A 24,225-nucleotide genomic window follows, 5' to 3' on the forward strand; every position below is an offset into this window, starting at 1 on the left:
GCCATGCCAGAGCCGACATCTTTCACGAGCCGCTTCACCAGTCGCAGAGGACTGCTCCTCAAAACCGCCGCCGTCTCGGCCGGCACCCTCCTCACGGGTTGCACCAGCAACGACCCGAAGGGCGAGGAGCCGACCGCGGACAACCGGCCGGACGCCGGCGACAAGCCCGGCAAGCAGGTCACCGTCGGCTTCGCCGGACCCCAGGCCGACCACGGCTGGCTCAACGCCATCAACGACAACGCCGAGAAACGGGCGAAGAAGTACTCCGACGTGACGCTGGAGATCACCGAGGGCTCGAACGACACCGCCCAGCAGATCGGCCAGATCGAGACCCTCATCAACAAGAAGGTCGACGTCCTGGTCGTCCTGCCCGCCGACGGCAAGGCACTCACCCAGGTCGGCCTGAAGGCCATGCGCGCGGGCATCCCGGTCATCAACCTCGACCGCATCTTCGACAACCCCCAGGCCTACCGGTGTTGGATCGGCGGCGACAACTACGGCATGGGCCTCAACGCCGGCCACTACATCGGCGAGAAACTCAAGGGCACGTCCGACGCCCGCGTCATCGAACTGGCCGGCCTGGACAACCTGGAACTCACCAAGCAACGCACCCAGGGCTTCGACGACGCCCTGAAGAACTACCCCAACATCAAGAAGGTGGCCCGACAGGCGGCCGAGTTCACCGTGGAGTCGGGACAGGCGAAGATGGCCCAACTCCTGCAGGCGCAGTCCAAGTTCGACGCGCTGTGGAACCACGACGACGACCAGGGCGTGGGCGCACTGCGCGCCATCGAACAGGCCGGGCGCGACGACTTCCTGATGGTCGGCGGAGCCGGGGCGCTCTCCGCCTTCCAGGCGATCAAGCAGGACAACGGCGTTTTGAAGGCGACCGTCCTGTACCCGCCCACGATGGCCGCATCCGCCATCGACCTCGCTCGCACACTGGGGCAGGGCAAAGGCGTGGGCGGGCTCGCCGAATACGAGATCCCGGCGTCGATCACGTTGTATTCGGCGGTCGTCGACAAGGAGAACGTCGACCAGTACATGTCGACCGGATTCCGGTGAGTGTGTGCGGTCGGCGGTCGGCGGTCGGCGGTCGTTCGTGGTTGGCGTCGGTCGACGATTGTCCGTCGTCTGTGGATGGTCGGCTGTCGCCCCTAGCTTGCAGTCGGTTGGCTGTCGCCCGTCTCCGATCGTTCGCCGACTGCCGACTGCCGACTGCCGTGATCGCCTCTCAGCCGCAGACGACCGCCACCCGCAGGCGAAGGCCGAACCGCTCGCCGGCCGAGGCCGAGCCCGCCCGCCGGAGTCCCCCGACGCGCACCCGCACCCGTACCCGCACCCCGCCCGATGGCCCCGCACGCCCACGCCGCCCGCTGCCGGGCAGGCCGCAGCACCCCCACCGTCCCACCACGACGAGGAGGACACCCGCATGGATGAGCCGCAGCAGTCAGCGGAGACGGAGGCCGCGAGGCCCCCGCTCCGCGTCGGCATGGTCGGCTATGGGTTCATGGGCGCAGCCCACTCTCAAGGCTGGCGCACTGCGGGCCGCGTGTTCGACCTGCCCCGCAGTCCGGTTCTGTCGGTGATCTGCGGCCGGGACGAGGTCGCCGTCCGTGTGGCGGCCGACCGGCACGGCTGGGCGGCGACCGAGACCGACTGGCGCGCCCTGATCGCACGGGACGACGTGGACCTCGTCGACATCTGCACGCCGGGTGACAGCCATGCGGAGATCGCCGTTGCCGCGCTTGCCGCAGGTAAGCACGTGCTGTGCGAGAAGCCCCTCGCGAACACCGTCGGAGAGGCCGAGACCATGACCCGCGCCGCCGACGCAGCCGAGGCCGAGGGCCGGTTGGCGATGGTCGGCTTCAACTACCGACGGCTGCCCGCCACCGCCCTGGCCCGGCGGATGGTCGCCGAGGGGCGGCTCGGAGCGCTGCGGCACGTCAGGGTGACGTATCTCCAGGACTGGCTGGTGGACCCGGCGTTCCCGCTCACCTGGCGGCTGCGCAAGGAGCTGGCCGGCTCGGGTTCCCTCGGCGACCTGGGCGCCCACATCGTCGACCTCGCGCAGTACCTGGCGGGGGAGCGGCTGGCCGGTGTCTCCGCGCTCACCGAGACCTTCGTCCGGCAACGGCCCCTCGCCGGTGCCACGACCAGCGGCTTGAGTGCGGGAGCCGTGGCCGGAGCCGTCACCGGGGCCGAAGCCGGACCCGCGGGCGCCGGCCCCGCCACGGGCACCGTCACCGTCGACGACGCGGCCCTGTTCACCGCCCGCTTCACCTCCGGAGCCCTCGCCTCCTTCGAGGCCACGCGCTACGCCACCGGCCGCAAGAACGCCCTGCGCATCGAACTCAACGGTGCGTACGGGGCGTTGGCCTTCGACCTGGAGCGCCTCAACGAACTGTGGTTCCACGACGCCACCGAACCCGGCGCCCACGCGGGATTCCGCCGGATCCTCGTCACCGAACCCGACCACCCCTACCTGGACGCCTGGTGGCCGCCGGGCCATGGTCTCGGCTATGAGCACACCTTCGTCCACCAGGCTCGCGACCTCGTCCACGCCATCGCCGAGGGCCGCAGGCCCGACCCCTCCTTCGCCGACGGACTCCAGGTGCAGCGGGTCCTCGCGGCGGTGGAGGAGAGCGCCGAGAAGAACTCCGTCTACACACCCGTCGCCGCCTGAGGAGGACTCGCAGATGCCGCGCACGTTCACGCTCTTCACCGGCCAGTGGGCCGACCTGCCCCTGGAGGAGGTCTGCCGCCTCGCCCGCGACTTCGGTTACGACGGGCTGGAACTCGCCTGCTGGGGAGACCACTTCGAGGTGGACAGGGCCCTCGCCGACTCGTCGTACCTCGACTCCAGGCGGTCGCTGCTCGACACGTACGGCCTGAAGTGCTGGGCCGTCTCCAACCATCTGGTCGGTCAGGCCGTCTGCGACGCCATCATCGACGAACGCCACCAGGCGATCCTGCCCACCCGCATCTGGGGCGACGGCGACCCGGAGGGTGTGCGGCAGCGGGCCGCCGCCGAGATGGCGGACACCGCCCGCGCGGCGGCCGCCTTCGGCGTCGACACCGTCATCGGGTTCACCGGCTCCGCCATCTGGCATCTGGTGGCCATGTTCCCGCCGGCCCCCGAGGCGATGATCGAGCGTGGCTACGAGGACTTCGCCGTCCGGTGGAACCCGATCCTCGACGTCTTCGACGCGGAGGGCGTGCGGTTCGCGCACGAGGTCCACCCGAGCGAGATCGCATACGACTACTGGACGACGGTACGCACACTGGATGCAGTTGACCGTCGACCGGCCTTCGGCCTCAACTTCGACCCCTCCCACTTCGTCTGGCAGGACCTCGACCCGGTCGGTTTCCTGTGGGACTTCCGCGACCGCGTGTACCACGTGGACTGCAAGGAGGCCCGAAAGCGCCTCGACGGCCGCAACGGCCGGCTCGGCTCCCACCTGCCCTGGGGGGACCCCCGGCGCGGCTGGGACTTCGTCTCCGCGGGCCACGGCGACGTCCCCTGGGAGGACGTCTTCCGCATGCTGCGGTCCATCGACTACCGGGGTCCGATCTCCGTCGAATGGGAGGACGCGGGTATGGACCGGCTCCAGGGCGCCCCCGAAGCCCTCGCTCGCCTCAAGGCCTTCGACTTCGACCCCCCGTCGGCTTCCTTCGACGCGGCGTTCGGCAACTGACCCTCACCGCCCCCCTTCCGGGATGACGGCGCACACCGGCGCAGCCACCCGCAGGTACGACCGGCCCCGTCCCGGAGGCATCCGTGCACGGGAACGACCCCACCACCCGCACGGGCAGGAACCGGACCCGCAGGCGGCGTCCCCCGCTGCGCAGAGCGTTCGCCCCGCTGAGCGGCGCTCCGCCGGCCGGCGCATCCCTCACCCTGACCGCTCCCCAGGCCGGCGCAGCCGTCACCGGCCGGGCGCCTGCGGCCGCCGCGGAGGGCTTCCGGCAGGTCACCCTCGCCGAGGGCGAGGCCGAGGTCGGCGAGCCGGTGTCGCTCGCCGTCCTCGCGTGAGGCGGCCCTCCCCGGTGTGAACTCGGGGAGGGCCCCTCACGGAGCGGACCGGCCGCCCGTCACCTCACGCCGTCTCCTCACCCAGCGGGTGCGGGTTGGGGACGACCCTGCGGGCCTGCGGCCTGTCCGGAGCCTTCAGGAAGAGCGCCAGCACCGCGGAGGCCAGGCCGATGCAGCCGGCCATGACGAAGGCGCCCTCGTAGTCCCACGCGCCGACCACGACCGCGCCCATGCCGGAGCCCACGAGGCCGGAGATCAGTTTGGAGCTGTAGACCATGCCGTAGTTGGAGGCGTTGTTGTTCTCACCGAAGTAGTCGGCCGTCATGGCCGCGAACAACGGGAAGATCGCACCGCCGCCGAAGCCGGACACCAGGGAGCAGAACAGGAAGAACGGCATGCTGCCCATCTGTCCGGAGACCAGCACCCCGAACTGGGCGGTCCCCAGCACCAGGCACACGATGACGAGCGTGTTGCGGCGGCGGAACCTGTCGGAGATCCAGCCGATCACGCCGCGCCCGGTGCCGTTGACGATCGCCTTGAGGGACATCGCCGTGGCCACGATCCCGCCCGCGAAACCCATGTCCTTGCCGAACGGCACCTGGAAGGCGATGCCGAAGATGTTGATGCCGGCGGTGCACAGCAGACAGAACCACATCATCCTTGTCGCCCTGCGGGGTGGGAAGGACCGGCAACGCGCGCGCGTACTCGAGCATGTCGTTCAGCCCCGGCGCCCTGATCACCCCCGCCTGGCGCAGGATGTCGTCGTAGACGGCGTCGTCGCCGGCCAGGGCACCCGTGTGCGAGCCCGCGGCCCGGGCCCCCGCCGCCGTACGCCCCGCCTTGAGCACCACGACGGGCTTCTCGGCACGGTCCGCCGTGCCGCCTCGACGAAGGCGCGTCCGTCCTTGAGGTCCTCCAGGTGCATCGCTATGCACTCGGTGTGCGGGTCCTCGCCGAACCATGTCAGCAGGTCGTCCTCGTCGAGGTCCGACTTGTTGCCGAGGCCGACGATCCCCTCGACCAGCACCGCGCCTGGCGCCACCTCCCCCTGGAGGAACGCCGGGCCCGCGTCGCCGCCACCCTCGACGCCCCCGCCGCCGGCTCGGTGGCGCTGACCTCGCAGTCCGGCGGCATCGGGATGGCCATCCTGGGGTTCGCGCGCACCACGAAGACGGGCGTGTCGGCGGTCGTCCCCGAGGTCGAGTTCACCCACGTAGACCTCTTCGTTGTGTTCGCCGAGCAGCGGGGAGCCGCTCACCTCGACGGGGGAGTCGCGCCACGCTCTCCACGGACGACCGTGCCACCTACGACCGGCTGGCCCCGCAGATCCGCGCCTTCAAGGTCGGCCACGGCACACCTCGCTCCCGCGGCGACCGCGACGAGCTCTTCGGCGGCTTCGGGGGGTCCTGGCGCGGCGCGTTCGTCGGCGGCGAGCTGCTTGTGAGGGCCGTGACCCGGGGGCCGGCGGGGGAGAGGCTGCCCGGCAACTTCCCGGAGTACCACCTGATGCCGTGCCCCCGCCCGGGCGGCGGCCACCGGGCGCGGGCGCCGCGGCCGACCCGGCGGATCCCGCCGTCCGGCCGCGGCGCACGCGCCCGCCGACGCCGTCCGGTCAGCCGCGCCCGCGCCCGATCCGGCGACGGCGACACCGTCGTTGCGTTCGGGGCGCCGCGCCCGATCCGGCGAAGGCGAGGGGGCGGGGCGGGGAGAGCTGAGCCGCCTGCCGGGGCGGGGCGACCGCGCCTTCGCCGGGGCAAGGCCCGGTACGGCAGCGGCGCGCCCCCGCGCCGGACCGCCGAGGGAACATCATCGAGCCGACGTCCGCCGACGAGCAGTGCCGGCGCCGGGCCGAACAGGAGCACCGGGCCGCCGGGCACCGCGACCCCACCCCGCTCAGGAGGAGACGGCTGCCCGCCGCCCTGGCGCTGCGCACCCTCCGCACGGCGCCGCGCCCTTTCGCACGGCCCTGCGCACCCCCTGACGGATGGCCCCGCACCGCGGCCGCGGTGATCGCGCGATCACGCTCCCGGCGCGGCGGCGCGCACGCGGATCCGCGGACAGATACGCAGGTGAAACGCGCTCCGAAAGCTTGGTATTGTTGTTCGTGTCGCCGCGGGGAACACCCCCGCCGGGCGGCAGACACCTGGTCCGGGTGGCGGAATGGCAGACGCGCTAGCTTGAGGTGCTAGTGCCCTTTATCGGGCGTGGGGGTTCAAGTCCCCCCCCGGACACTCATCACACTCCGTGCCGCTTCGAGAGCGCACCGTGAGTGGCGGTCCCAGTGGACCGGCCGATCGACACGCACCCGCATCCGGGATTCACCGGCTGCGGGTTTTGTCTTTTCCTTGCCTGGCCGCTGCCTGCCGTTCCCGGGCTTTGCCTCGTCGTTACCGAGAAACGTTCCGTACGTCTCGATTACCTCCCGAATGTGGCGGAAGCCCGTTTATCGGTTGCCCTCGGGCGGTCCGCCCCGGAACAACTGACGTTCCGTCAAAGGTGGATGTTGTGGACGATGTTGGCGGTCGTTGATCGCATCTTGTGGTGATACGATCACGGCGCTTGTAGAGCGGGCGGATGGGTGTAAGACGACATCCCCGACTACGGGGACAGTCCGGGCGGTGACCCCGGTGTGGGCGGTCCCGTCGGTCCACCCGCATTGACGGGAATTCAGTAACTGGCCGTCAGTCGCCTGAAGAGAGTCTTATGACTGATTACATACAGAACCCGGTACTCTGGGCTCTCCTCGTCGCCGTACTCGTCGCGGTCGCCGTCATTGTTCGTCAGCGTAGGGCGGCGCGGACGTTAAGGCAGGAGTTCGCAGATCTCAGGGCTCGGCACACCGAGCTCGAGAACGGGTACGCGAAATCCGTCGAGGCAGCTCAGGAAAGAGCCGAAGAGGCAACCAAAACGGTCCTGAAATCCGCCATGCGGACCCTTCAGGGCCTTGCCGCGGAACAGCAGTTGATCGTCTCCCGGCTCCAGACCAAATACGGAGAGTCGGTCATCCTCCAGGACCTCCTGGAGATCGACCACACCAACTCCCAGTTCGGCCGCCGCGCCCAGTCCATCGCCGTCCTGTGCGACGGTTGGCTGGGCCGACAGCGCGACGTCGCCTCGGTGTACGACGTCGTGCGCAGCGCCCAGGGCAGGATCCGCCACTACCGACGCGTGGAAATCCTTTCCCAGGTCGACTTCGGCATCACCAGCCGTGCCGTCGAACCGGTGGCCCTGGCGCTCGCCGAACTGCTCGACAACGCCACCAGCTACTCCAGCCCGGACACGGTCGTCGAAATCAACATCCGCACCGTGCCCAAGGGCATTTGCATCGTCGTCGACGACGCCGGTGTCGGCATGAACGACGAAGAGCGGGCCCGCGCCGAGAAACTGCTGTCGACCGAGCGGGTCTCCGGCGTGTCCTCCCTCGGCAACCCGCCCCAGTTCGGGTTCGCGGTGATCGGCGTCCTCGCCGAACGCTTCGGCTTCGAGGTGTCCGTCGACTCCACCTCGCCCTACGGCGGTGTGCGGTCGGTCCTCCTCCTGCCGCACGACCTGCTCACCAACGCACCCGAGCAGAGGGAGCCGGCCCCGGCCGTCGCCACCGCCGCAGCGCCCGCGCCGGTCCCCGCCCACGGCGGCCCCGAACCCGCGGCGGCCGTGAGCACCACCTCCGACGGCCTGCCCAAGCGCCGCCGCAAGCGGCCGATGGCCATCGTGCCCGGCAGCGCGTCGAACGCCGCCACTCCCTCCCGATCGGGCGCGGAGACGGCGGCGATCATGGGGGCCTTCCAGCGGGGCACCCAGTCGGGCCGGCGGGCCGCGCCCGCGGACCCCGCGGAACAGTCGAGCAGCACACGTGGCGCAAGCAGCGAAGGGCATGAGTTCTCGTGAACGACGATCTGTCATGGATGCTTGACAGCGCCCTGGAGATTCCCGGGGCCCTGCACGCCGTCCTGATCTCCGCCGACGGCCTGTTGATGGCCCGGACGCAGGACTTCGACAAGGACGACGCGGACCGCGTGGCCGCCGCGATGAGCGGGGTGCAGTCGCTCAGCCGCTCGCTCGCCTTCTTCTGCGAGGACGCGCAGCAGCGGTGGCGGCAGACCCTGGTCGAGTTCGACGGCGGCTGGGTCTTCCTGATCTCGGCGGGCGAGGGCGCCTACCTCGGCGTCTCCGCCTCCCCCGACGTCGACATGGCGGACATCACCTTCCGGATGCAGCAGCTCGTCGGCCAGCTCGGCAAGGCGCTGACGACGCCGCCGCGCGAGAACCTCGGCGTACGGTCATGAGCGGCTTCGACGCACTGGAGCCCCAGACGCCGGAGTTAGTGCGTCCGTACGTCATCACCAAGGGGCGAGGGCTGCCCGACGAGGGGCAGCTCTCCCTCATCACGCTGGTCACCGCGGCCGCCGACCACCAGCAGCGGCCCACCCGGCTGTCCCCTGAGGAACAGAAGCTGCTGGACCTGTGCTCCGCCGGCTACCTCTCGGTCGCCGAGATAGCGGGCCACACCCACCTGCCCCTCGGCGTGGTGAAGATCCTCCTCGCCGCCCTCACCGAGGGCGGCTACCTCGTCACCCGCCCGCCCGTACAGCGGGCTCCCCTCGCCGACCGGGAGATCCTGGAGGAGGTGCTGAATGGTCTCAGGGCCAAGTTTGGATGAGACGGCCTACGTCCGCGACGGCGCGACGCAGACAGCCGTCAAGATCCTCGTCGTCGGCCACTTCGCGGTGGGCAAGACCACGTTCATCGGGGCGATCTCCGAGATCGAACCGCTGTCCACCGAGGAGACGATGACGCGGGCCGCCGAGTCCATCGACGACCTCAAGGGCGTCCAGGGCAAGACCACCACGACGGTCGCCATGGACTTCGGCCGGCTGACCATCAGTGACCGGGTCGTGCTCTACCTGTTCGGAACGCCGGGCCAGCAGCGTTTCGTGCAGATGTGGGAGGACATGGCCCGCGGCGCGCTCGGCGCCCTCGTGCTGGTCGACCCCGAACGACTCGCGGACTCCTTCGCCGTGATCGACCTCATCGAGCAGTACGGACTCGACTACGCCATCGCCGTCAACCACTTCGACGGCGCCCCCCTGCGGGACGAGACGGCCCTGCGTGAGGCCCTTGACCTGCTCGACGACACCCCGGTCGTCACCTGCGACGCGCGGGACGAGCGGTCCTCGGCCGAAGCACTCATCACCCTCGTCCGTCACCTGCAGGACCGTGCCCACTAGGAGCAGACATGGACCACCCCACCGCTCCCGTGCCCCCGCCCGGGTGCCCGGCGCACCACACCGGCGGCAGAGTGCCGCTGTACGGGCCGGAGTTCGCGGCCGACCCGCAGGCCTACTACAGCTACCTGCGTCACTACGGGCCGACCGCGCCCGTCGAACTCTCCCCCGGGGTCGAGGCGACCCTCGTCACCGACTACGCCACCGCCCTCCAGCTGCTCCAGGACTCCGGCTCGTTCCGCAAGGACGCGCGCCGCTGGCGTGACCTCAACGACGGCAAGATCCCCGCGGACAGCCCGATCGCACCCGTCCTGGCGTACCGGCCCAACTGCATGTTCAGCGACGGGGCCGAACACCTGAGGCTGCGTCAGGCGATCACCGACAGCATGGCCCGCGTCGACTCGCGCCGGCTCAGCCAGAGCACCGAGCAGGTCTCCGACTACCTCATCTCCCAGTTCAGCGCCCGCGGTTCGGCCGACCTGCTGAACGACTACGCCAAGCAGCTGCCGACCTTCGTGTTCAACGAGATCTTCGGCTGCCCCGCCGACATCGGCGACCGTGTCGTGTACGGCATCACCGGCATGTTCGACGGCGTCAACGCCGACCGGGCGATGGAGGTGCTGTTCGGAGCCATCGGCGAACTCGTCGCGCTCAAGCGGCGCAAGCCCGGCGAGGACGTCACCTCCTGGCTGATGCAGCACCAGTCGCGCCTGACGGACGAGGAGATGGTCCACCAGCTCGCGCTGCTGATGGTCGCGGGCAACGAACCGCAGCGCAACCTCATCGGCAACACCCTGCACCGCCTGCTCACCCACGACGCGTACGCCCACCAGGGCGGTCTGATCGACGAGGCGATCGACGACACGCTGTGGGAGAACCCGCCCATGCAGAACCTGGGCGCGCACTACCCGGCGTCCGACATGGAGTTCGCCGGACAGCAGTTCCAGGCCGGCGACCTCGTCCTGGTCAGCTACGCCGCCGCCAACACCGGACCGGCGCTCACCGCGGCCCGCCAGGCCGGCAGCAACCGCGCCCACCTGGCCTGGAGCGCGGGCCCGCACGCCTGCCCGTCCAAGGAGCCCGCCCGGCAGATCACGGTGACCGCCGTCGAGAACCTGCTCAACAAGCTGCCCGACGTCGAACTCGCCGTGCCCGAGGAGAGCCTCAACTGGCGTCCCGGCCCCTTCAACCGAGGCCTGACCGCGCTGCCCGCGCGCTTCACGCCCGTGGAGTCGGTCCGTCGCTCCGCCGCCTCCGCGCGCACCGAGACACCCGCACGGCCCGAGCCCTCACAGCAGGCTCACAAGTCCGAACGCACGGGCATGTGGAGCCAGTTCCTCAACTGGTTGACGAGGTGATTCACACAACACCGCCCGACTTACTCCACTTGTATGACGGTTCAACCTCAGGGGTAGTGAGCCATGCGGTAATCCGTGTTGCTCACGAGACGAAGGAGGTGTCGTGGACCACATATCCGACGACGCCGCGCACCTACCCCACCCCACCGCGCAGGACCCCCTGATACCCGCCTCCCCCGGCGGGTATCTTCTTGCCCGCTCCGGCTCCTGGCGGGAGGGCCGGTGACCGCGCGGCGGCCCGACGTCCCGGGCCTCCCCGGCGCCCGCACCCTCGGCGGGCACACGGCACGGCAGTTGCTGAACCTGTGCGCGGTGGCCGGACTGGACTCGGCGGACGGGGAGGTCTACGCGCGCACCCTCACCGACGCGCTGGGCACCGTCGCCGAACGGCCGCTGGACCTGCCGCCTCCCAGTGCGACGTTCCTCTCCGACGACCACACGCCGGTGGAGTACTCCCTCGCCTTCGTCCCCGGCGCACCCCCCACCCTGCGGGTGCTGCTGGAACCGGGATGCGCGGCGGCGGGCCTCAGGAAGAACGGCCGCACCGGGCTGAAGACCCTCCGCACGCTGGCGCGGCGCTGGGGATTCACCACCGACCGCCTCGACGACCTCGAGGACCTCTTCCTCCCCTCCGCCCCCGTCGGCCCGCTGGCGCTGTGGCTGGCGCTGGAACTCGTCCCCGGCGGGATTCCCAAGGTCAAGGTGTATCTGAACTCCGCCGCGTCGGGGAGGAAACGTGCCGCCGACACCGTACGGGAGGCGCTGGACCGGCTGGGGCACCGACGGGCGTACGAGGCGCTTCCTCCGCACGACCGTCACCTGTTCTTCGCCCTGGACCTCGGGGACTGGGAGGACCCCCGGGTGAAGGTCTACCTCGCGCACCGGGACATCACGGCCTCACAGGCAGGCGCCCTGTCCCGGATGGACGGCGGGCCCACCGCGAAGGAGATCGAGGCGTTCTTCCGCATCGCCGCCGGACAGGACGCCGACGGCGCCGACCGGGGGAGCAGAGACAGGGACTCCCCGGAGTTCGTCCGAAGACCCGTGCAGTCCTGCCACTCCTTCACCGACACATCGACCGGCCGGCCCAGCGGCTTCACCCTCTACGTTCCGGTCCGTGACTACGCCCGGCACGACGGCGAGGCCCGGGCCCGCGCCACCGCCCTGCTCGGCCGCTACGGCATCGACCCCACACCGCTGCTGGCGGCCCCGCCCGCCGTCACCTCCCGCCGGCTGGAGGACGGCGTGGGACTCATCGCCTACCTGGCCCTCGCCCACCAGCAGGAACGTCCGCCGCGTGTGACGGCGTACCTCTCCTCGGAGGCGTACCGGGTCCGCCCGCCGACGCCCCTGCGGTCCGCCGAGGCCGCGCGGTAGCCGACCCACCGCACCCACCCCTGAGGGGAGCCGTACGCCACCGCCGTCGGACCGCTCCCCTCGGACGGCAGACCTCGCGAGGGGGCCGACGGCCCGGCACACGGTCACCCGGCCCGCAACTCCCGCAGGTAGGGGGCGACGTTCACCTGGATCGAGGCACTCTCCGCCTGGCCGTACTGGCCCGCGATGCCGCTCAGATAGCCGGCGATCTCCTTGTGCATGACCTCCGGCTCCGGCAGGACGGACTCGCCCGTGAGGATCCGGGTGATGAAGCGCGACTGTGCCTCGACGAGCCGGGTGACGGAACCGTGCGGGCGGACCAGTCCGACGAAGAACAGGCCGGGACGGTCCGGCGCGACGACCCTCTTGTACAGCTCCACCGAGCCCTGCGCTCCGACCGGGCAGCCGGCGGGCAGGAACGGGAAGGCCATCCGGTAGCCGGTGCAGTGGACGATCGCGTCCGCGGGCGCGGACGTGCCGTCGGTGAAGGCCACCCGGTCGCCGTCCAGGAAGTCGATCGCCGGCTTGGGCACGACACCGCCGTGGCGGATGCGGGAGAGGATCTCGTCCGAGATGGTCACGGCCGAGGCGAAGAGCGGATGGTCAGGTTCGGGCAGACCGTAGTCCGAGAGCCGGCCGCGGGCGACCAGCAGGGCCTGCTCGATGAAACGGCGCTGCTCCTCCAGGGACATACGGGTCCACCAGGGAGCCTCGGCGACCTCGTCCAGGGGCATGCCGAAGAGCTGCTTGGGCAGGACGTGCAGGCCCCGGCGCACCGAGAGCAGCGTCCGCTCCGCGTACCGGGAGACGTCCACGGCGATGTCCACCGCCGAGGCGCCCAGTCCCACGACGACGACGCGCTGCCCGGCGAAATCGCTGCCGTCACGGTAGTCCAAGGCGTGGAGAATCGTTCCTGTGAAGCTGTCGGAACCCCGTGGCGGAGCGGGCAGCGACGGTTCGGTGTTGTGCCCCGAGGCGACGATCACCTGCCCGAAGCTCCGGGACGTGCGGGTGCCGTGCGGGTCGAGGGTGACGACCGTCCAGGAGCCGTCGTCCTCCTGCCGCACGGACTCCACGGTGGTCCGCAGCTCGATGTGGTCCCGAAGACCGGCCCACTCGGCGAACGACCGCAGGTAGGCGGCCATCTCGCTGTGACGTGGATAGACGGGGTAGGAGGCCGGCATCGGGTAGTCGGCGTACCCGGTGAGCCCTTTGGTGGTGTTGAGGTGCAGCGACAGGTAGCCGGGACCGCGCTCGCCCGCCTGCGGCCGACGCCAGATCCCGCCGACGTCGGCGGTCCTCTCGACGCAGACGAAGTCGACGCCCGCCGCCTTGAGGGCGTGTGCCGCGGCCAGCCCCGACAGGCCCGCACCGATGAGACACACACTCACGGATTCCCCCACAGGAACGACACCATTCTCTCGCGCACGCGCAGTGACTGCCCATCCGTCACTCCGCTCACACCAGGTCGAAGATCACATTCGGGGGCGGTGGCGGTGTGCCGCCGACGGTGGGACGCGGAAGCCGTGCGCGGGGGGCGGTCAGGGGCGGGCCGCCGCCCACAGCCCGCGCACATGCCCGAGGTGGCGCGTCATGACCGCGCGCACTACCTCTTCGTCGCGGGCCAGCAGCGCGTCGAGGAGTTCCAGGTGCTCCTCGGCGGAGGACAGCAGCCGGCCCGAGGCGGCGAGCGCGGTCAGGCCGTAGAGGCGGGCGCGGCCGCGCAGGTCACGGACCACCTCGACGAGATGGGCGTTGCCGGCGAGGGCGAGCAGCCCCAGATGGAAGCGGGTGTCGGCCTCGACGTAGGCGATGAGATCGCCCGCCACCGCGGCGCCGACGATCTCCCGGGCGGCGGGGCGCAGCGCCTCCAGCGACACCGGGTCGGCGGTCGTGGCCAGCGCCACCACCGTCGGGACCTCGATGAGGGCGCGGACATGGGTGTACTCGTCGAGCTGCCGGTCGGAGACGTCGGTGACCCGGAACCCCTTGTTGGGCACCGCGTCGACCAGCCCCTCCTTGGCGAGGTCCAGCATCGCCTCGCGCACCGGCGTCGCCGAGACGCCGAAGCGGGCGGCCAGCGTCGGCGCCGAGTACACCTGCCCGGGCCGCAGTTCACCCGCGATCAGCGCGGCCCGCAGGGCGTCGACGACCCGCTCGCGATAGCTGCTGCGGCGGCCGCCGAGCACGGGGAGCGCGGGCATGGGCGCCGAGGCGGGCGGGAGGGCGGACGCCGACGCCGGCGGGGGGCCGGCCGAGGAAGCCGATGCGGGAGCAGGACCCTCCGCGGGTGCCGGGGTGAGGGTGGCGCCCGCCGCGGGTGTCGAGGCAGGGGTGGCGCCCGCCGCGGGTTCCGGTGCGGCGGGGGAGGTGTTGCCGGTGGGCGGGGCGGCCATGGGAGGGTCTCCTGGGCGGGTGTGCCGGTGGTGCGGGTTTCACGTCATGTGCGCGGGTGCCATGTCACGTGCCCTCAGTATCGCCGGACCCGCGCGCACCGCCCTCGGCCGGCCGGCGCACCGCCCGGTCCGGTGGTCAGAGCACGAACCCGGCCGGGAACGGATCCGTCGGGTCCAGCAGGTACTGGGCCGTCCCGGTGACCCAGGCGCGGCCGGTGAAGCTGGGCAGCACCGCGGGCACCCCGGCGACGTCCGTCGTGCCGAGCAGCCGGCCGGTGAAGCGGGTGCCGATGAAGGACTCGTTCACGAACTCGGTGTGCAGCGGCAGTTCGCCCCGCGCATGCAGTTGCGCCATGCGCGCGCTGGTCCCCGTACCGCAGGGGGAGCGGTCGAACCAGCCGGGGTGGATGGCCATCGCGTGCCGGGAGTGCCGGGCGGTGGCGCCGGGCGCGTACAGGTGGACGTGGTGGCAGCCGCGGATGGAGGGGTCCTCGGGGTGGACGGGTTCCGCCTCCGCGTCGATCGCCTCCATCAGCGCGAGCCCTGCCCGCAGGATGTCGTCCTTGCGGGAACGCTCGAAGGGCAGTCCGAACTCCTCCAGCGGCAGGATCGCGTAGAAGTTCCCGCCGTAGGCGAGGTCGTACGTCACCGTACGGCCGTCGGGGAGGGTGATCTTGCGGTCGAGGGCGACCGCGAAGGACGGGACGTTGTGCAGGGTCACGGCGGTGGCCGCGCCGTCCCGCACCGCGACCTCGGCGACGACCGGCCCGGCCGGGGTGTCCAGGCGGATGGTGGTGACCGGTTCGACGACCTCGACCATGCCGGTCTCCACCAGCACCGTCGCCACGCCGATCGTGCCGTGCCCGCACATCGGCAGATAGCCGGAGACCTCGATGTAGACGACGCCCCAGTCGCAGTCCGGGCGGGTCGGCGGCTGGAGGATCGCGCCGCTCATCGCGGAGTGGCCGCGCGGCTCGTTCATCAGCAACTGGCGTATGTCGTCGCGGTGTTCGCGGAAGTACAGCCGTCGCTGGTTCATGGTGGCGCCGGGGATGGTGCCGATCCCGCCGGTGATCACGCGGGTGGGCATGCCCTCGGTGTGCGAGTCGACGGCGTGCAGGACGAGTTTGCTGCGCATGACATCCCTTCCCTGCGGGTGACGGTCGCCGGGGCCGGTTTCACGCGAGGCCCGCGGCGACGGCCTTCTCGGTGGCCGCGCGGACGGCCGCCTCCTGCTCCGGCAGCAGGGGCGAGCGCGGCGGCCGGCAGCGACCGCCGTACCGGCCGACCACGTCCATCGACAGTTTGATGGCCTGGACGAACTCGACGCGCGAGTCCCAGCGCAGCAGGGGGTGCAGTCGTCGGTACAGGGGCAGCGCGGTGGTCAGGTCGCCGGCGACGGCCGACCGGTACAACTGCACCGAGGCGCGGGGCAGTGCGTTGGGGTAGCCCGCCACCCAGCCCTTGGCGCCGGCCACCGCCAGCTCCAGCAGGACGTCGTCGGCGCCCGCCAACAGGTCCAGTTCCGGTGCCAGTTCGGCGATCCGGTAGGCGCGGCGGACATCTCCGGAGAACTCCTTGACGGCGTGGATGTGACCCTCGCCGTGCAGCCGGGCCAGCAGTTCGGGCACGAGGTCGACCTTGGTGTCGATCGGGTTGTTGTAGGCCACCACCGGCAGGCCCGCCCGCGCGACCTCCGCGTAGTGGTGCACGACCGCGCGCTCGTCGGCACGGTAGGCGTTGGGCGGCAGCAGCATCACCGCCGCGCACCCCGCCTCGCGGGCCTGTTCGGCCCAGCGGCGGGCCTCCGCCGAGCCGTAGGCGGCGACTCCCGGCATGACCCGCTCCCCGCCGATCGCGGCCACGGCGGTCTCGACGACCTTGGCGCGTTCCTCGGGCGCGAGCACCTGGTACTCGCCCAGCGAGCCGTTGGGGACGACGCCGTCGCAGCCGTTCGCCACCAGCCAGGCGCAGTGTTCGGCGTACCGGTCGTGATCGACATCGAGGTCGTCGGTGAGGGGAAGCGCGGTGGCGACGAGGACGCCGCGCCAGGGGCGGTGCCGGGGAACCGTCATGGGGAGGGCCTCTTCTCGTCCGGTCGGCCGTCGGGCCGTGATGGGTGACATGGCACTGGGGGTGAGTGAGACGCGGAACGTCGGACGCCTTCGCCCGCGCTTCGCCAGGGGCGGGCGACCGGTGGTTCGGGCGGTGCGGCCTGCGTGGCTTCGGCAGGGGTGGGCGTCGGTGCTCGGAGCAGTGCGGGCGCCGGTGCTTCGGGTGGTGCGGGGGGCGGTGGTTCGGGAGGGGCGGGTTTCCGCCCTTCGGGTGGCGCGGACGCCAGCACGCCGAGCGGCACCGGGTGGGCGAGCAGCCTCCGGCCCGGGGTGAGCGCGCAGCCCGCGACGCCGGCGACGCCGGGTTCGCACATCCTGCCCTGGCACCAGCCCATGCCCGCCCGGGTCAGCAGCTTCACGGTGCGCAGGTCACCCGCGCCGAGTGTGGCGACGGCCTCGCGGACGGCCCCGGCGGTGACCTCCTCGCACCGGCACACGACCGTCGCGTCGGTCACCTGTTCCGCCCAGCGCACGGGCGCCGCGTACGCCTCGTCGAGTTCCGCGCCGAACGCCCGCAGCCGGGTGCGGGCCCGGGCGGCCGCCGCCCCGTCGCCCGGGTCCGGTGCGGTGCCGTACAGGCGGGCCGCGGCGGAGCGTCCGGCGATGTGACCCTCGGCGAGCGACAGGGCCGCCCCGCCGACGCCCGTGGCCTCGCCGGCGGCCCACACGCCGGGGACGTCGGTGCGCTGCTCGTCGTCGACGTGCACGACATGTCCGTCGAGGCGGCAGCCGAGGCCTGCGGCGAGGTCGGTGTGCGGCAGGAGGCCGTGACCGACGGCGAGGGTGTCGCAGGGGATGTGTCGGGCGGTACCGGGGAGGGGATGGCCGTCGGGGCCGAGTGCCGCGACGGTCACCGCCTCCAGGCGGTCCCGGCCGTGGGCCTCGACCACCGTGTGACGGACCCTCACCGGGACGCGGTGCCGCAGGAGTCGGGCGGCGTGAGCGACCCCCTCGACGAGCTTGGCCGGCTCGCCGGACAGGGCACGGGCCCGTCGCACGAACCCCTTCGGGGCGGCCGACTCGACCAGGGCCGCGACGCGGGCGCCCGCCGCTGCCAGGCCGGTGGCCACCGGCAGCAGCAGCGGGCCCGTGCCGGCCACGACCACCGTACGGCCGGGCAGCACCAGTCCCGCCTTCAGCATGGCCTGCGCGCCGCCCGCGGTGACCACACCGGGCAGGGTCCACCCGGGGAACGGCAGCACCTTCTCGTGTCCCCCGGTCGCCAGGACCACTCCGGCGGCGCGGACCGTGACGGACTCCTCCTGCTCGGGGCCGAGCAGGGCGTGGACGCCGAACCCGTCCGCATCGCTCTCCACGCACCACACATGATGGCCGCTCAGAAGCCCGACCCGGCCGGCCGCGAGATGGGCGGCGAGTCCCCTGCGCAGCCGTTCCCAGGTGCGCCACTGGTGATGGAGGGCCTGCGGGCGGCGGGCGCCGAGGCCGGGGGCGGGCTGCCGGTAGAACTGCCCGCCCGGCTCCGGGGCCGAGTCCACCAGCACGACGCGCACGCCCCGCGCGGCGGCGGCGAGCGCGGCGGCGAGGCCCGCCGGACCGGCCCCGACCACCGCCAGCACCGGCCGCTCAGTCATCGTGGCCCGTCCCCTCCTGCGTGCGGATGTCCGCGCCGGGAACGGCCGGAACCAGGCACGCCCGCCGGTTGGGGCGGCCGTCCACGGTCACCAGGCAGTCGAAACACACGCCGATCCCGCAGAACACCCCACGCGGACGGCCCACGCCCCGTGTCGTCCGCCAGGAGGAGACGCCCGCCGACCAGAGCGCGGCGGCCACCGTCTGCCCGGGCAGCGCCTCGATCTCCCGGCCGTCGAAGGTGAGGGCGAACGGCTCCGCCGGGCGGGCCCGGACCAGCTCCAGGGGGTTCACGGCGCGGCCTCCTCGGCGAAGCGGTCGGGGCGGAACGGCGCGAGGTCCAGGTCGGGGCGCTCGCCGGCCAGCACCTGCGCGATCAGATGCCCGGTGCCGGTCGCCAGGCCGATGCCGGCGCCCTCGTGCCCGCAGGCGTGGAACAGCCCCGGCACGCGCGGGTCGGGCCCGACGGCCGGCAGGTGGTCGGGCAGATAGGGGCGGAAGCCGAGGTACGTGCGCATCGCCCGCACCTGCGCCAGGAACGGGAAGAGACGGGTCGCGCCCGCCGCCAGCGCCCGGACGACAGGCAGCGCGAACGAGCGGTCGAAACCCACCCGTTCACGGCTCGCGCCGATCAGCACCGGCCCGGCTGCGGTCCCTTCGACGACCGGCGACGTCTGGAGGGCGGCGGAGTCGCTGGCGACGTCGGCCACGTAGTCGGCGGCGTACACCTTGTGCCGGATCCGGCGCGGCAGCGGCTCGGTGACCAGGACGAAGCCGCGGCGGGGGAGGACGGGCAGCCGCACCCCCGCCGAAGCGGCCACCTCCGCGCCCCAGGTGCCGGCCGCGTTCACCACGGCGGGGGCGAGGAGGCAGCCCCGGTCGGTCCGCACGCCCCGCACGGCGCCGTCCGCCCGGCGCAGCACGCCGGTCACGGTCCGCCCGGTCACCAGGCGCGCTCCCGAGGCCCGGAGGAGGTGGGCGGCGGCCAACGTGGGCATGACCTGGGCGTCCTGCGGATACAGGACGCCGCCCGCGAGGCCGGGCGCCAGATGCGGTTCGACCTCGGCGAGCCGGTCGGCGTCCACGGTGACCGTCTCGACCCCGGCCGCGCGCTGGGCGGCGGCCAGGTCGCCGAGAGCGGTGAGCGTCGCCGGAGTGGCGGCGACCACGAGACCGCCCTTCGGCTCGTACTCGATCGCCTCGCCCAGCTCCTGTGCCAGATCGCCCCACAACCGGCCGGACAGCAGGGCGAGTCGGAGTTCGGGACCGGGTTCCTTGTCGGATACGAGCAGGTTGCCCTCGCCCGCGCCCGTCGTGCCGCCGGCCACCGGGCCGCGGTCGACCACCACGACGTCCAGCCCGGCCCGGGCGGCGTACAGCGCACAGGCGGCGCCCACCATGCCGGCGCCGACCACCACGACGTCACAGGCCGGTCGGTTGGTCACGCCAGTAATATGTCACATGGTGCTGGGCCTGGGAACGGCTCTCACTCGATCTCGCTGGGCCGGGCCGCCGGCGTGCGTCCCGCCAGCACGTCCTTCAACCGCTGCGTCCCCTGCCGCACCGCGGCCTCGGTGCTGTCGTGGTCGGCCCCGTCGAGCCCGCCGTTGGTGACGGTGATCGCGTTCGTGCCGACGCGTACGACGGCGACGTCCTGGGCGAGGGTGACGGGGGTGCCGCCCATGGTGCCCTGGACGGTCACGGTCAGCCCCTGACGGTCGTCGCCGACGTCGGGGAGGGAGGCCTCGACGACCTGGACGGTGCGCCGGCCGCCGCCCCCGGACGCGGTGAACTCGTCACACGTGTCGGGCAGCGACTCGAACCAGTCCAGCGACGCGTCCAGGTCGGCCTGCCGGTAGGCGGCGACCTGGTAGAGCAGGCGGGAGTCGCCCTGGCTGAAGCCGGTCAGCGCCGACGCGCCGGACGGCCGCCCCAGGAGGGTGTCGTCGTAGAGCGCGTCGAGCAGGCGCTGGCAGTCGGCGGCGTCCGCCTTGGCCGTCAGGAAGGCGTCGATGTCCACCTGCCCGATGAGCAGCTGGTCGGTCCAGGTCGCCGCGTCCGCCACCTGCGTCCAGTCGTCCTCCAGGTCCGCCTCGGTGATGAGCGCGGTGCGGGCGGCGGCCGGGGTGAGGCCGGGGGCGGGCGAGGGGGTCGTCGTGCGCCGGGGCTGGGGGTGCTCCACGACGGGGCGCTCGGCGAGCGTGGAGGCGGCGGTGGCCGTGTCGCCCTTGTCGTCGGAGCAGGCCGCCGTGGTGAGCAGAGCGCCGGCGGCCACGACCGCGGCCAGGAAACGGGCGGGCCGCGCCGTACGGGCCGTGGGCGCCGGGGCCGCGGGGGAGGACGGAGGGGACGGGCGGGACGGACGAGCGGTGGTCACGGGTACCTCCTGAGGGCGGGACGGTCTCCGGTGCGTGCGCGCTCCAGGCGGTGGCTGTCCCCTGCGCGCAGGCCCCGGACGGCTGGCGTTCCGGTGCGTGTGGGCTCCCGACGGTGGTGTTCCGGTGCGTGCGTGCTCCGGACGGTGGTGTTTCCGGCGCGTGCGTGCTCCGGGGGGTGCTTTCCGGCGCGCGTGTGCCCCGGGCGGTCGTCTCCCGGTGCGGGGCGGCGTCGGGCGACTGCCCCCGCCCACCACCGCACCACCGGACGGGGCGTCCGACCAGCGCACCGAGCCCGGACGGGTGAACCGACAACCCCGGGCGGACGCCGTCGACGGACCGGAAAATGCGAGGAGAGCCGTCCGGTCGACGGGGCATCATGGCCGTCCAGCCGCCCGTCCCCGACGGCGGCCGATCAACCGGGGGACCAGTGACCGTCCAGAACATCCTGCTGTCCGGCGTCGTCGGCTCGACCGCCTACGGACTCGCGCACGAAGGATCCGACGTCGACCGCCTCGGCCTGTTCGCGGCGCCCACCGAGGACCTGCACGGTCTGCGCCGGCCCCCGGAGTCCCACGTCACCACCGCACCCGACCGCACGCTGCACGAGGCGGCGAAGTGGTGCCGCCTCGCCCTCGGCGGCAACCCGACCGTCACCGAACTCGTCTGGCTGCCGCAGGAGTTGTACGAGACGCGGACCACCCTGGGCGAGGAACTCATCGACATCCGCACGACGTTCCTGAGCGCGCGCCGGGTCCGTGACGCCTATCTCGGCTACGCCACCCAGCAGTTCAGGAAGCTGCAGAACCGCGGCGACGGAGCCCTCGCCCCGGACACCCGCCGACGCACCGCCAAGCACGCCCGCCACCTCAAGCGGCTGTGCCGACAGGGCTACGAGCTGTACGCCACGGGTCGGTTGCACATCCGGGTCGAGGACCCCGAGAGCTACCACCGCTTCGGCGAGCAGGTGGCCGCCGACCCCGACGCCGCGCTGCCCTTGCTGCGCCGCTTCGAGACGGCGTTCGACGAGACGCGCAGCGTCCTGCCCGAGCAGCCGGACGAGAGGGCCGCCGAGGCGTGGCTGCGCCGGGTGCGCCGCCACTTCTACGCCACGCCGGACACGCTGGTCTGACCGGAGCGGCCCGGGAGACTCCCGGGCCGGGCGGCTTCCGGCCCGCGGGAGGGACCGGCAGGCGGCTTCCGGGCCGCGGTGGGCCCGGGCGCGCGGGTTGCGGCCCGCCGAGGAGGTCGGCGTGCGGCCTGGCGCGGAGCGGACCGGCGTGCGGCTTCCGGCCCACCGAGGGGCCGGGTGGCGGGGCCGGGAATAATCGCGTGCCCCGCCCACCCGCCCTCCCTACACTCGTCACACACCACGCGCCGCCCACGACCGGGCCGCGCGGACACCGCGACGCACGAGGGGAGCCCGGCCATGCGTGACCACACCGCTGCCGTCGCCCCCCGTTCCCGCTACGAGGTGATCCTCGTGTCCTGGTCCGTCCGGTGCCCGCGGCGCGGCCGGCACCGGATGAACTGACGGCTCATCAGCTCAGTGGGCGCCCCGCACCACCGCTCCTCGGTGGTGCGCGACGCGCGTGCCGCACCCGTGGGCCCTCGGAACATCGCGCAGCCCCAGTTCGGAACACCCCGAAAGGCCAAGGGCCGTGCGCAACAACCTCGACCGTCACCTCTCCGCCGTGCGCAACCTGGGCATCCTCGCCCACGTCGACGCGGGCAAGACCACCGTCACAGAGCGGATCCTGTATGCCACCGGGACCACGCACAAGCGCGGCGAGGTCCACGACGGAACGACCGTCACCGACTTCGACCCCCAAGAGCGCGACCGTGGGATCACCATCTTCTCCGCCGCCGTCAGTTGCGACTGGGACGGCCACCGCGTCAACCTGATCGACACCCCCGGGCACGTCGACTTCGCCGACGAGGTCGAACGTGCGCTGCGGGTGCTCGACGGGGCGGTCGCCGTGTTCGACGCGGTGGCGGGCGTGGAGCCGCAGAGCGAGTCGGTCTGGCGGCAGGCCGACCGGTACGGCGTGCCGAGGATCGCGTTCGTCAACAAGCTGGACCGGGCGGGCGCCGACCTCGACGCGGCCGTCGCCTCCATCCGCGAACGGCTCCACCCGGTCCCGCTGGTCGTCCAACTGCCGATCGGCACGGAGGACGCCTTCACCGGCGTCGTCGACCTGCTGCGTCTGCGCGCGCTGACCTGGACGGACGGTGCGGCCGCCCGCCACCCGGCGGACGTCGCGGACGGGTCCGCCGCGGTCGGAGCGGCCGTCGAGGGGCCCGTGCCGGCGGAACTGCGGGAGGAGGCGCTGCGCCGCCGCCACATCCTTGAGGAGGCGGTGGCGGAACGTCACCCGGCCGCGCTGGAGGAGTTCTGCGAGCGCGGGACCCTCTCGGCGGGGACGCTCGCCACCGCCCTGCGGGACCTGACCCGCACCGGCGACGGCGTGGTCGTGCTGTGCGGCTCGGCCTACCGCAACCGGGGGATCGAACCGTTGCTCGACGCGGTGGTCGCCTATCTGCCGTCGCCCGTGGACGTGCCGGCTGTATGCGGTATGCATCATGGTGTCGACGAGGAACGGCCCGCCGATCCCGCCGCGCCCTTCGCCGCCCTCGCGTTCAAGGTCCACGCCACGCCCACCGGCCGACTCACCTATCTGCGGGTGTACTCGGGAACGATCGAGAAGGGAGACGCGGTGTGGGACGCGACCGCGCAACGCACCGAGCGCGTCGGCCGCATCCTGCGGGTCCAGGCCGACCGGCACGCCCGGCTGGAGCGCGCGAGCGCCGGGGACATCGTGGCCGTGATCGGGCTGAAGTCGGCCCGCGCGGGCTCCACGCTGTGCGCGCCGGGCGCCCCGCTGGTCCTGGAACCGCCCGGGGTCCCCGACCCGGTCGTCTCCGTGGCGGTCGAACCGCGTCGCGGCGTCGACGCGGAGCGGCTCGCGTCGGGGCTGGCCCGGCTGGTCGAGGAGGACCCGTCGCTGACCGTCCGCACCGACCTCGAGACGGGTCAGACCGTGCTGTCGGGCATGGGCGAACTCCACCTGGAGGTCGCGGTGGAGAAGATCCGCCGTTCCCTCGGGCTGGACGTCACCGTCGGCCGTCCGCGCGTGACCTACCGCGAGACGGTCGTGCGCGGGGTGTCGGGGCTTGTGTTCCGGCACGTCAAACAGGACGGCGGGGCCGGTCAGTTCGCGCATGTCGTGCTCGATGTAGAGCCGTCGCAGGACGGGTTCGCGTTCCGGTCGGCGGTCGTCGGCGGGCGGGTGCCGCAGGAGTACGTCCGTGCCGTGGAGGCCGGCTGCCGTGACGCGCTCGCCGAGGGTCCCCTCGGCGGGCACGCGGTGACCGGGCTGCGGGTCACCCTGACCGACGGGGCGACCCATGTGAAGGACTCCTCGGAGATGGCCTTCCGCACGGCGGGCCGGCTCGCGCTGCGCGAAGCCCTGCGCGGCTGCGCGATGAACCTGCTGGAGCCGGTCGTCGAGGTCACGGTCACCGTGCCCGAGGACGCCGTCGGCGGTGTCCTCGGCGACCTCGCCGCCCGGCGCGGCCGGGTGACGGGATCGGTGGTGCGCGGCGGCGCGGCGGTCGTCACCGCCACCGTGCCGCTCGCGGAGCTGTTCGGCTACGCGACCCGTCTGCGCAGCCGCACCCAGGGCCGCGGCACGTTCACCGCCCGGCCCACCGGCTACACGCCGGCGCCGACGGCGGCCGTGACGCCGTAGGG

Annotated in this window: 20 protein-coding genes, 1 tRNA gene and 4 pseudogenes; 15 read left to right on the forward strand and 10 right to left on the reverse strand. The window is 72.7% G+C overall.

Translation table 11 applies throughout. The features are described 5' to 3' along the window. Positions 1 to 3 precede the first annotated feature (3 nt). From ACZ4YY_RS05525 to ACZ4YY_RS05540, 4 genes are all read left to right on the forward strand, one after another. Positions 4 to 1,065, forward strand: coding sequence for a substrate-binding domain-containing protein (locus ACZ4YY_RS05525; protein WP_468284093.1), 1,062 nt, complete (start codon positions 4 to 6; stop codon positions 1,063 to 1,065). Positions 1,066 to 1,432: 367 nt separating this feature from the next. Continuing rightward, a complete protein-coding gene (locus tag ACZ4YY_RS05530; protein ID WP_468284095.1) occupies positions 1,433 to 2,686 on the forward strand; it encodes a Gfo/Idh/MocA family protein in 1,254 nt (417 codons plus the stop codon). 13 nt (positions 2,687 to 2,699) lie between these two features. After that, the gene (locus tag ACZ4YY_RS05535) at positions 2,700 to 3,698 is read left to right on the forward strand and encodes a sugar phosphate isomerase/epimerase family protein (protein ID WP_468284097.1); all 999 of its coding nucleotides are present in this window, start codon (positions 2,700 to 2,702) and stop codon (positions 3,696 to 3,698) included. Between the two features lie 83 nt (positions 3,699 to 3,781). Further along, positions 3,782 to 4,036 (forward strand): hypothetical protein, encoded by a 255-nt coding sequence (locus ACZ4YY_RS05540; protein ID WP_468284099.1) that lies wholly within the window; start codon positions 3,782 to 3,784, stop codon positions 4,034 to 4,036. A 64-nt stretch (positions 4,037 to 4,100) separates the two neighbouring features. Here ACZ4YY_RS05540 and ACZ4YY_RS05545 read toward each other — a convergent pair. Together ACZ4YY_RS05545 and ACZ4YY_RS05550 are read right to left on the reverse strand one after the other, a co-directional pair. After that, positions 4,101 to 4,694, reverse strand: a pseudogene (locus tag ACZ4YY_RS05545) (MFS transporter); the annotation flags it as partial. Then, positions 4,675 to 5,057 (reverse strand): annotated as a pseudogene (locus tag ACZ4YY_RS05550) (acetate--CoA ligase family protein); the annotation flags it as partial. The pseudogenes ACZ4YY_RS05550 and ACZ4YY_RS05545, both read right to left, overlap by 20 nt. Before the next feature lie 254 nt (positions 5,058 to 5,311). Here ACZ4YY_RS05550 and ACZ4YY_RS05555 point away from each other — a divergent pair. The 9 genes and pseudogenes from ACZ4YY_RS05555 to ACZ4YY_RS05595 form a co-directional block, all read left to right on the forward strand. Continuing rightward, positions 5,312 to 5,548 (forward strand): annotated as a pseudogene (locus tag ACZ4YY_RS05555) (aldehyde dehydrogenase family protein); the annotation flags it as partial. 634 nt (positions 5,549 to 6,182) lie between these two features. Further along, positions 6,183 to 6,267, forward strand: a tRNA-Leu gene (locus tag ACZ4YY_RS05560). Positions 6,268 to 6,739: 472 nt separating this feature from the next. Then, on the forward strand, positions 6,740 to 7,924 hold the full coding sequence (locus ACZ4YY_RS05565; RefSeq protein ID WP_468284101.1) for an ATP-binding protein: 1,185 nt from the start codon (positions 6,740 to 6,742) through the stop codon (positions 7,922 to 7,924). Beyond that, positions 7,921 to 8,322 (forward strand): roadblock/LC7 domain-containing protein, encoded by a 402-nt coding sequence (locus ACZ4YY_RS05570; RefSeq protein WP_264925766.1) that lies wholly within the window; start codon positions 7,921 to 7,923, stop codon positions 8,320 to 8,322. Before ACZ4YY_RS05565 ends, ACZ4YY_RS05570 begins: the two co-directional genes overlap by 4 nt. Further along, the gene (locus ACZ4YY_RS05575; protein WP_468284103.1) at positions 8,319 to 8,696 is read left to right on the forward strand and encodes a DUF742 domain-containing protein; all 378 of its coding nucleotides are present in this window, start codon (positions 8,319 to 8,321) and stop codon (positions 8,694 to 8,696) included. The genes ACZ4YY_RS05570 and ACZ4YY_RS05575 overlap by 4 nt, the downstream gene beginning before the upstream one ends. Then, a complete protein-coding gene (locus tag ACZ4YY_RS05580; protein ID WP_468284105.1) occupies positions 8,671 to 9,264 on the forward strand; it encodes a GTP-binding protein in 594 nt (197 codons plus the stop codon). The genes ACZ4YY_RS05575 and ACZ4YY_RS05580 overlap by 26 nt, the downstream gene beginning before the upstream one ends. A gap of 8 nt (positions 9,265 to 9,272) precedes the next feature. Continuing rightward, positions 9,273 to 10,619 (forward strand): cytochrome P450, encoded by a 1,347-nt coding sequence (locus tag ACZ4YY_RS05585; RefSeq protein WP_468284107.1) that lies wholly within the window; start codon positions 9,273 to 9,275, stop codon positions 10,617 to 10,619. 103 nt (positions 10,620 to 10,722) lie between these two features. After that, entirely contained in the window at positions 10,723 to 10,845 is a 123-nt protein-coding gene (locus tag ACZ4YY_RS05590; protein WP_468284109.1) for a hypothetical protein, read from the forward strand. After that, entirely contained in the window at positions 10,842 to 11,996 is a 1,155-nt protein-coding gene (locus ACZ4YY_RS05595) for a tryptophan dimethylallyltransferase family protein (protein WP_468284111.1), read from the forward strand. The genes ACZ4YY_RS05590 and ACZ4YY_RS05595 overlap by 4 nt, the downstream gene beginning before the upstream one ends. Positions 11,997 to 12,100: 104 nt before the next feature. Here ACZ4YY_RS05595 and ACZ4YY_RS05600 read toward each other — a convergent pair whose 3' ends face one another. The 8 genes and pseudogenes from ACZ4YY_RS05600 to ACZ4YY_RS05635 form a co-directional block, all read right to left on the reverse strand. Further along, positions 12,101 to 13,387 carry a flavin-containing monooxygenase gene (locus tag ACZ4YY_RS05600; RefSeq protein ID WP_468284113.1) on the reverse strand — a complete coding sequence of 429 codons (1,287 nt, stop codon included), beginning with the start codon at positions 13,385 to 13,387 and terminating at the stop codon, positions 12,101 to 12,103. 150 nt (positions 13,388 to 13,537) lie between these two features. Further along, positions 13,538 to 14,200, reverse strand: coding sequence for a GntR family transcriptional regulator (locus tag ACZ4YY_RS05605; protein ID WP_468284368.1), 663 nt, complete (start codon positions 14,198 to 14,200; stop codon positions 13,538 to 13,540). Between the two features lie 328 nt (positions 14,201 to 14,528). Further along, on the reverse strand, positions 14,529 to 15,530 hold the full coding sequence (locus tag ACZ4YY_RS05610) for a proline racemase family protein (protein ID WP_468284115.1): 1,002 nt from the start codon (positions 15,528 to 15,530) through the stop codon (positions 14,529 to 14,531). Positions 15,531 to 15,570: 40 nt separating this feature from the next. Beyond that, positions 15,571 to 16,467, reverse strand: a complete 897-nt coding sequence (locus ACZ4YY_RS05615; RefSeq protein WP_468284117.1) for a dihydrodipicolinate synthase family protein — start codon at positions 16,465 to 16,467, stop codon at positions 15,571 to 15,573. A 251-nt stretch (positions 16,468 to 16,718) separates the two neighbouring features. Continuing rightward, positions 16,719 to 18,098: pseudogene (locus tag ACZ4YY_RS05620) on the reverse strand (FAD-dependent oxidoreductase); the annotation flags it as partial. Continuing rightward, the gene (locus tag ACZ4YY_RS05625; protein ID WP_468284119.1) at positions 18,091 to 18,390 is read right to left on the reverse strand and encodes a (2Fe-2S)-binding protein; all 300 of its coding nucleotides are present in this window, start codon (positions 18,388 to 18,390) and stop codon (positions 18,091 to 18,093) included. The pseudogene ACZ4YY_RS05620 and the gene ACZ4YY_RS05625, both read right to left, overlap by 8 nt. Further along, a complete protein-coding gene (locus ACZ4YY_RS05630) occupies positions 18,387 to 19,541 on the reverse strand; it encodes an NAD(P)/FAD-dependent oxidoreductase (protein WP_468284121.1) in 1,155 nt (384 codons plus the stop codon). The genes ACZ4YY_RS05625 and ACZ4YY_RS05630 overlap by 4 nt, the downstream gene beginning before the upstream one ends. A gap of 41 nt (positions 19,542 to 19,582) precedes the next feature. Next, entirely contained in the window at positions 19,583 to 20,473 is an 891-nt protein-coding gene (locus tag ACZ4YY_RS05635; RefSeq protein WP_468284123.1) for a hypothetical protein, read from the reverse strand. 428 nt (positions 20,474 to 20,901) lie between these two features. Here ACZ4YY_RS05635 and ACZ4YY_RS05640 point away from each other — a divergent pair, with 428 nt between their 5' ends. Continuing rightward, the gene (locus tag ACZ4YY_RS05640) at positions 20,902 to 21,603 is read left to right on the forward strand and encodes a nucleotidyltransferase domain-containing protein (protein WP_468284125.1); all 702 of its coding nucleotides are present in this window, start codon (positions 20,902 to 20,904) and stop codon (positions 21,601 to 21,603) included. 529 nt (positions 21,604 to 22,132) lie between these two features. Continuing rightward, a complete protein-coding gene (fusA, locus tag ACZ4YY_RS05645; protein WP_468284127.1) occupies positions 22,133 to 24,223 on the forward strand; it encodes an elongation factor G in 2,091 nt (696 codons plus the stop codon). Positions 24,224 to 24,225 lie beyond the last annotated feature (2 nt).

The organism is Streptomyces sp. NPDC030143 (assembly GCF_055573695.1).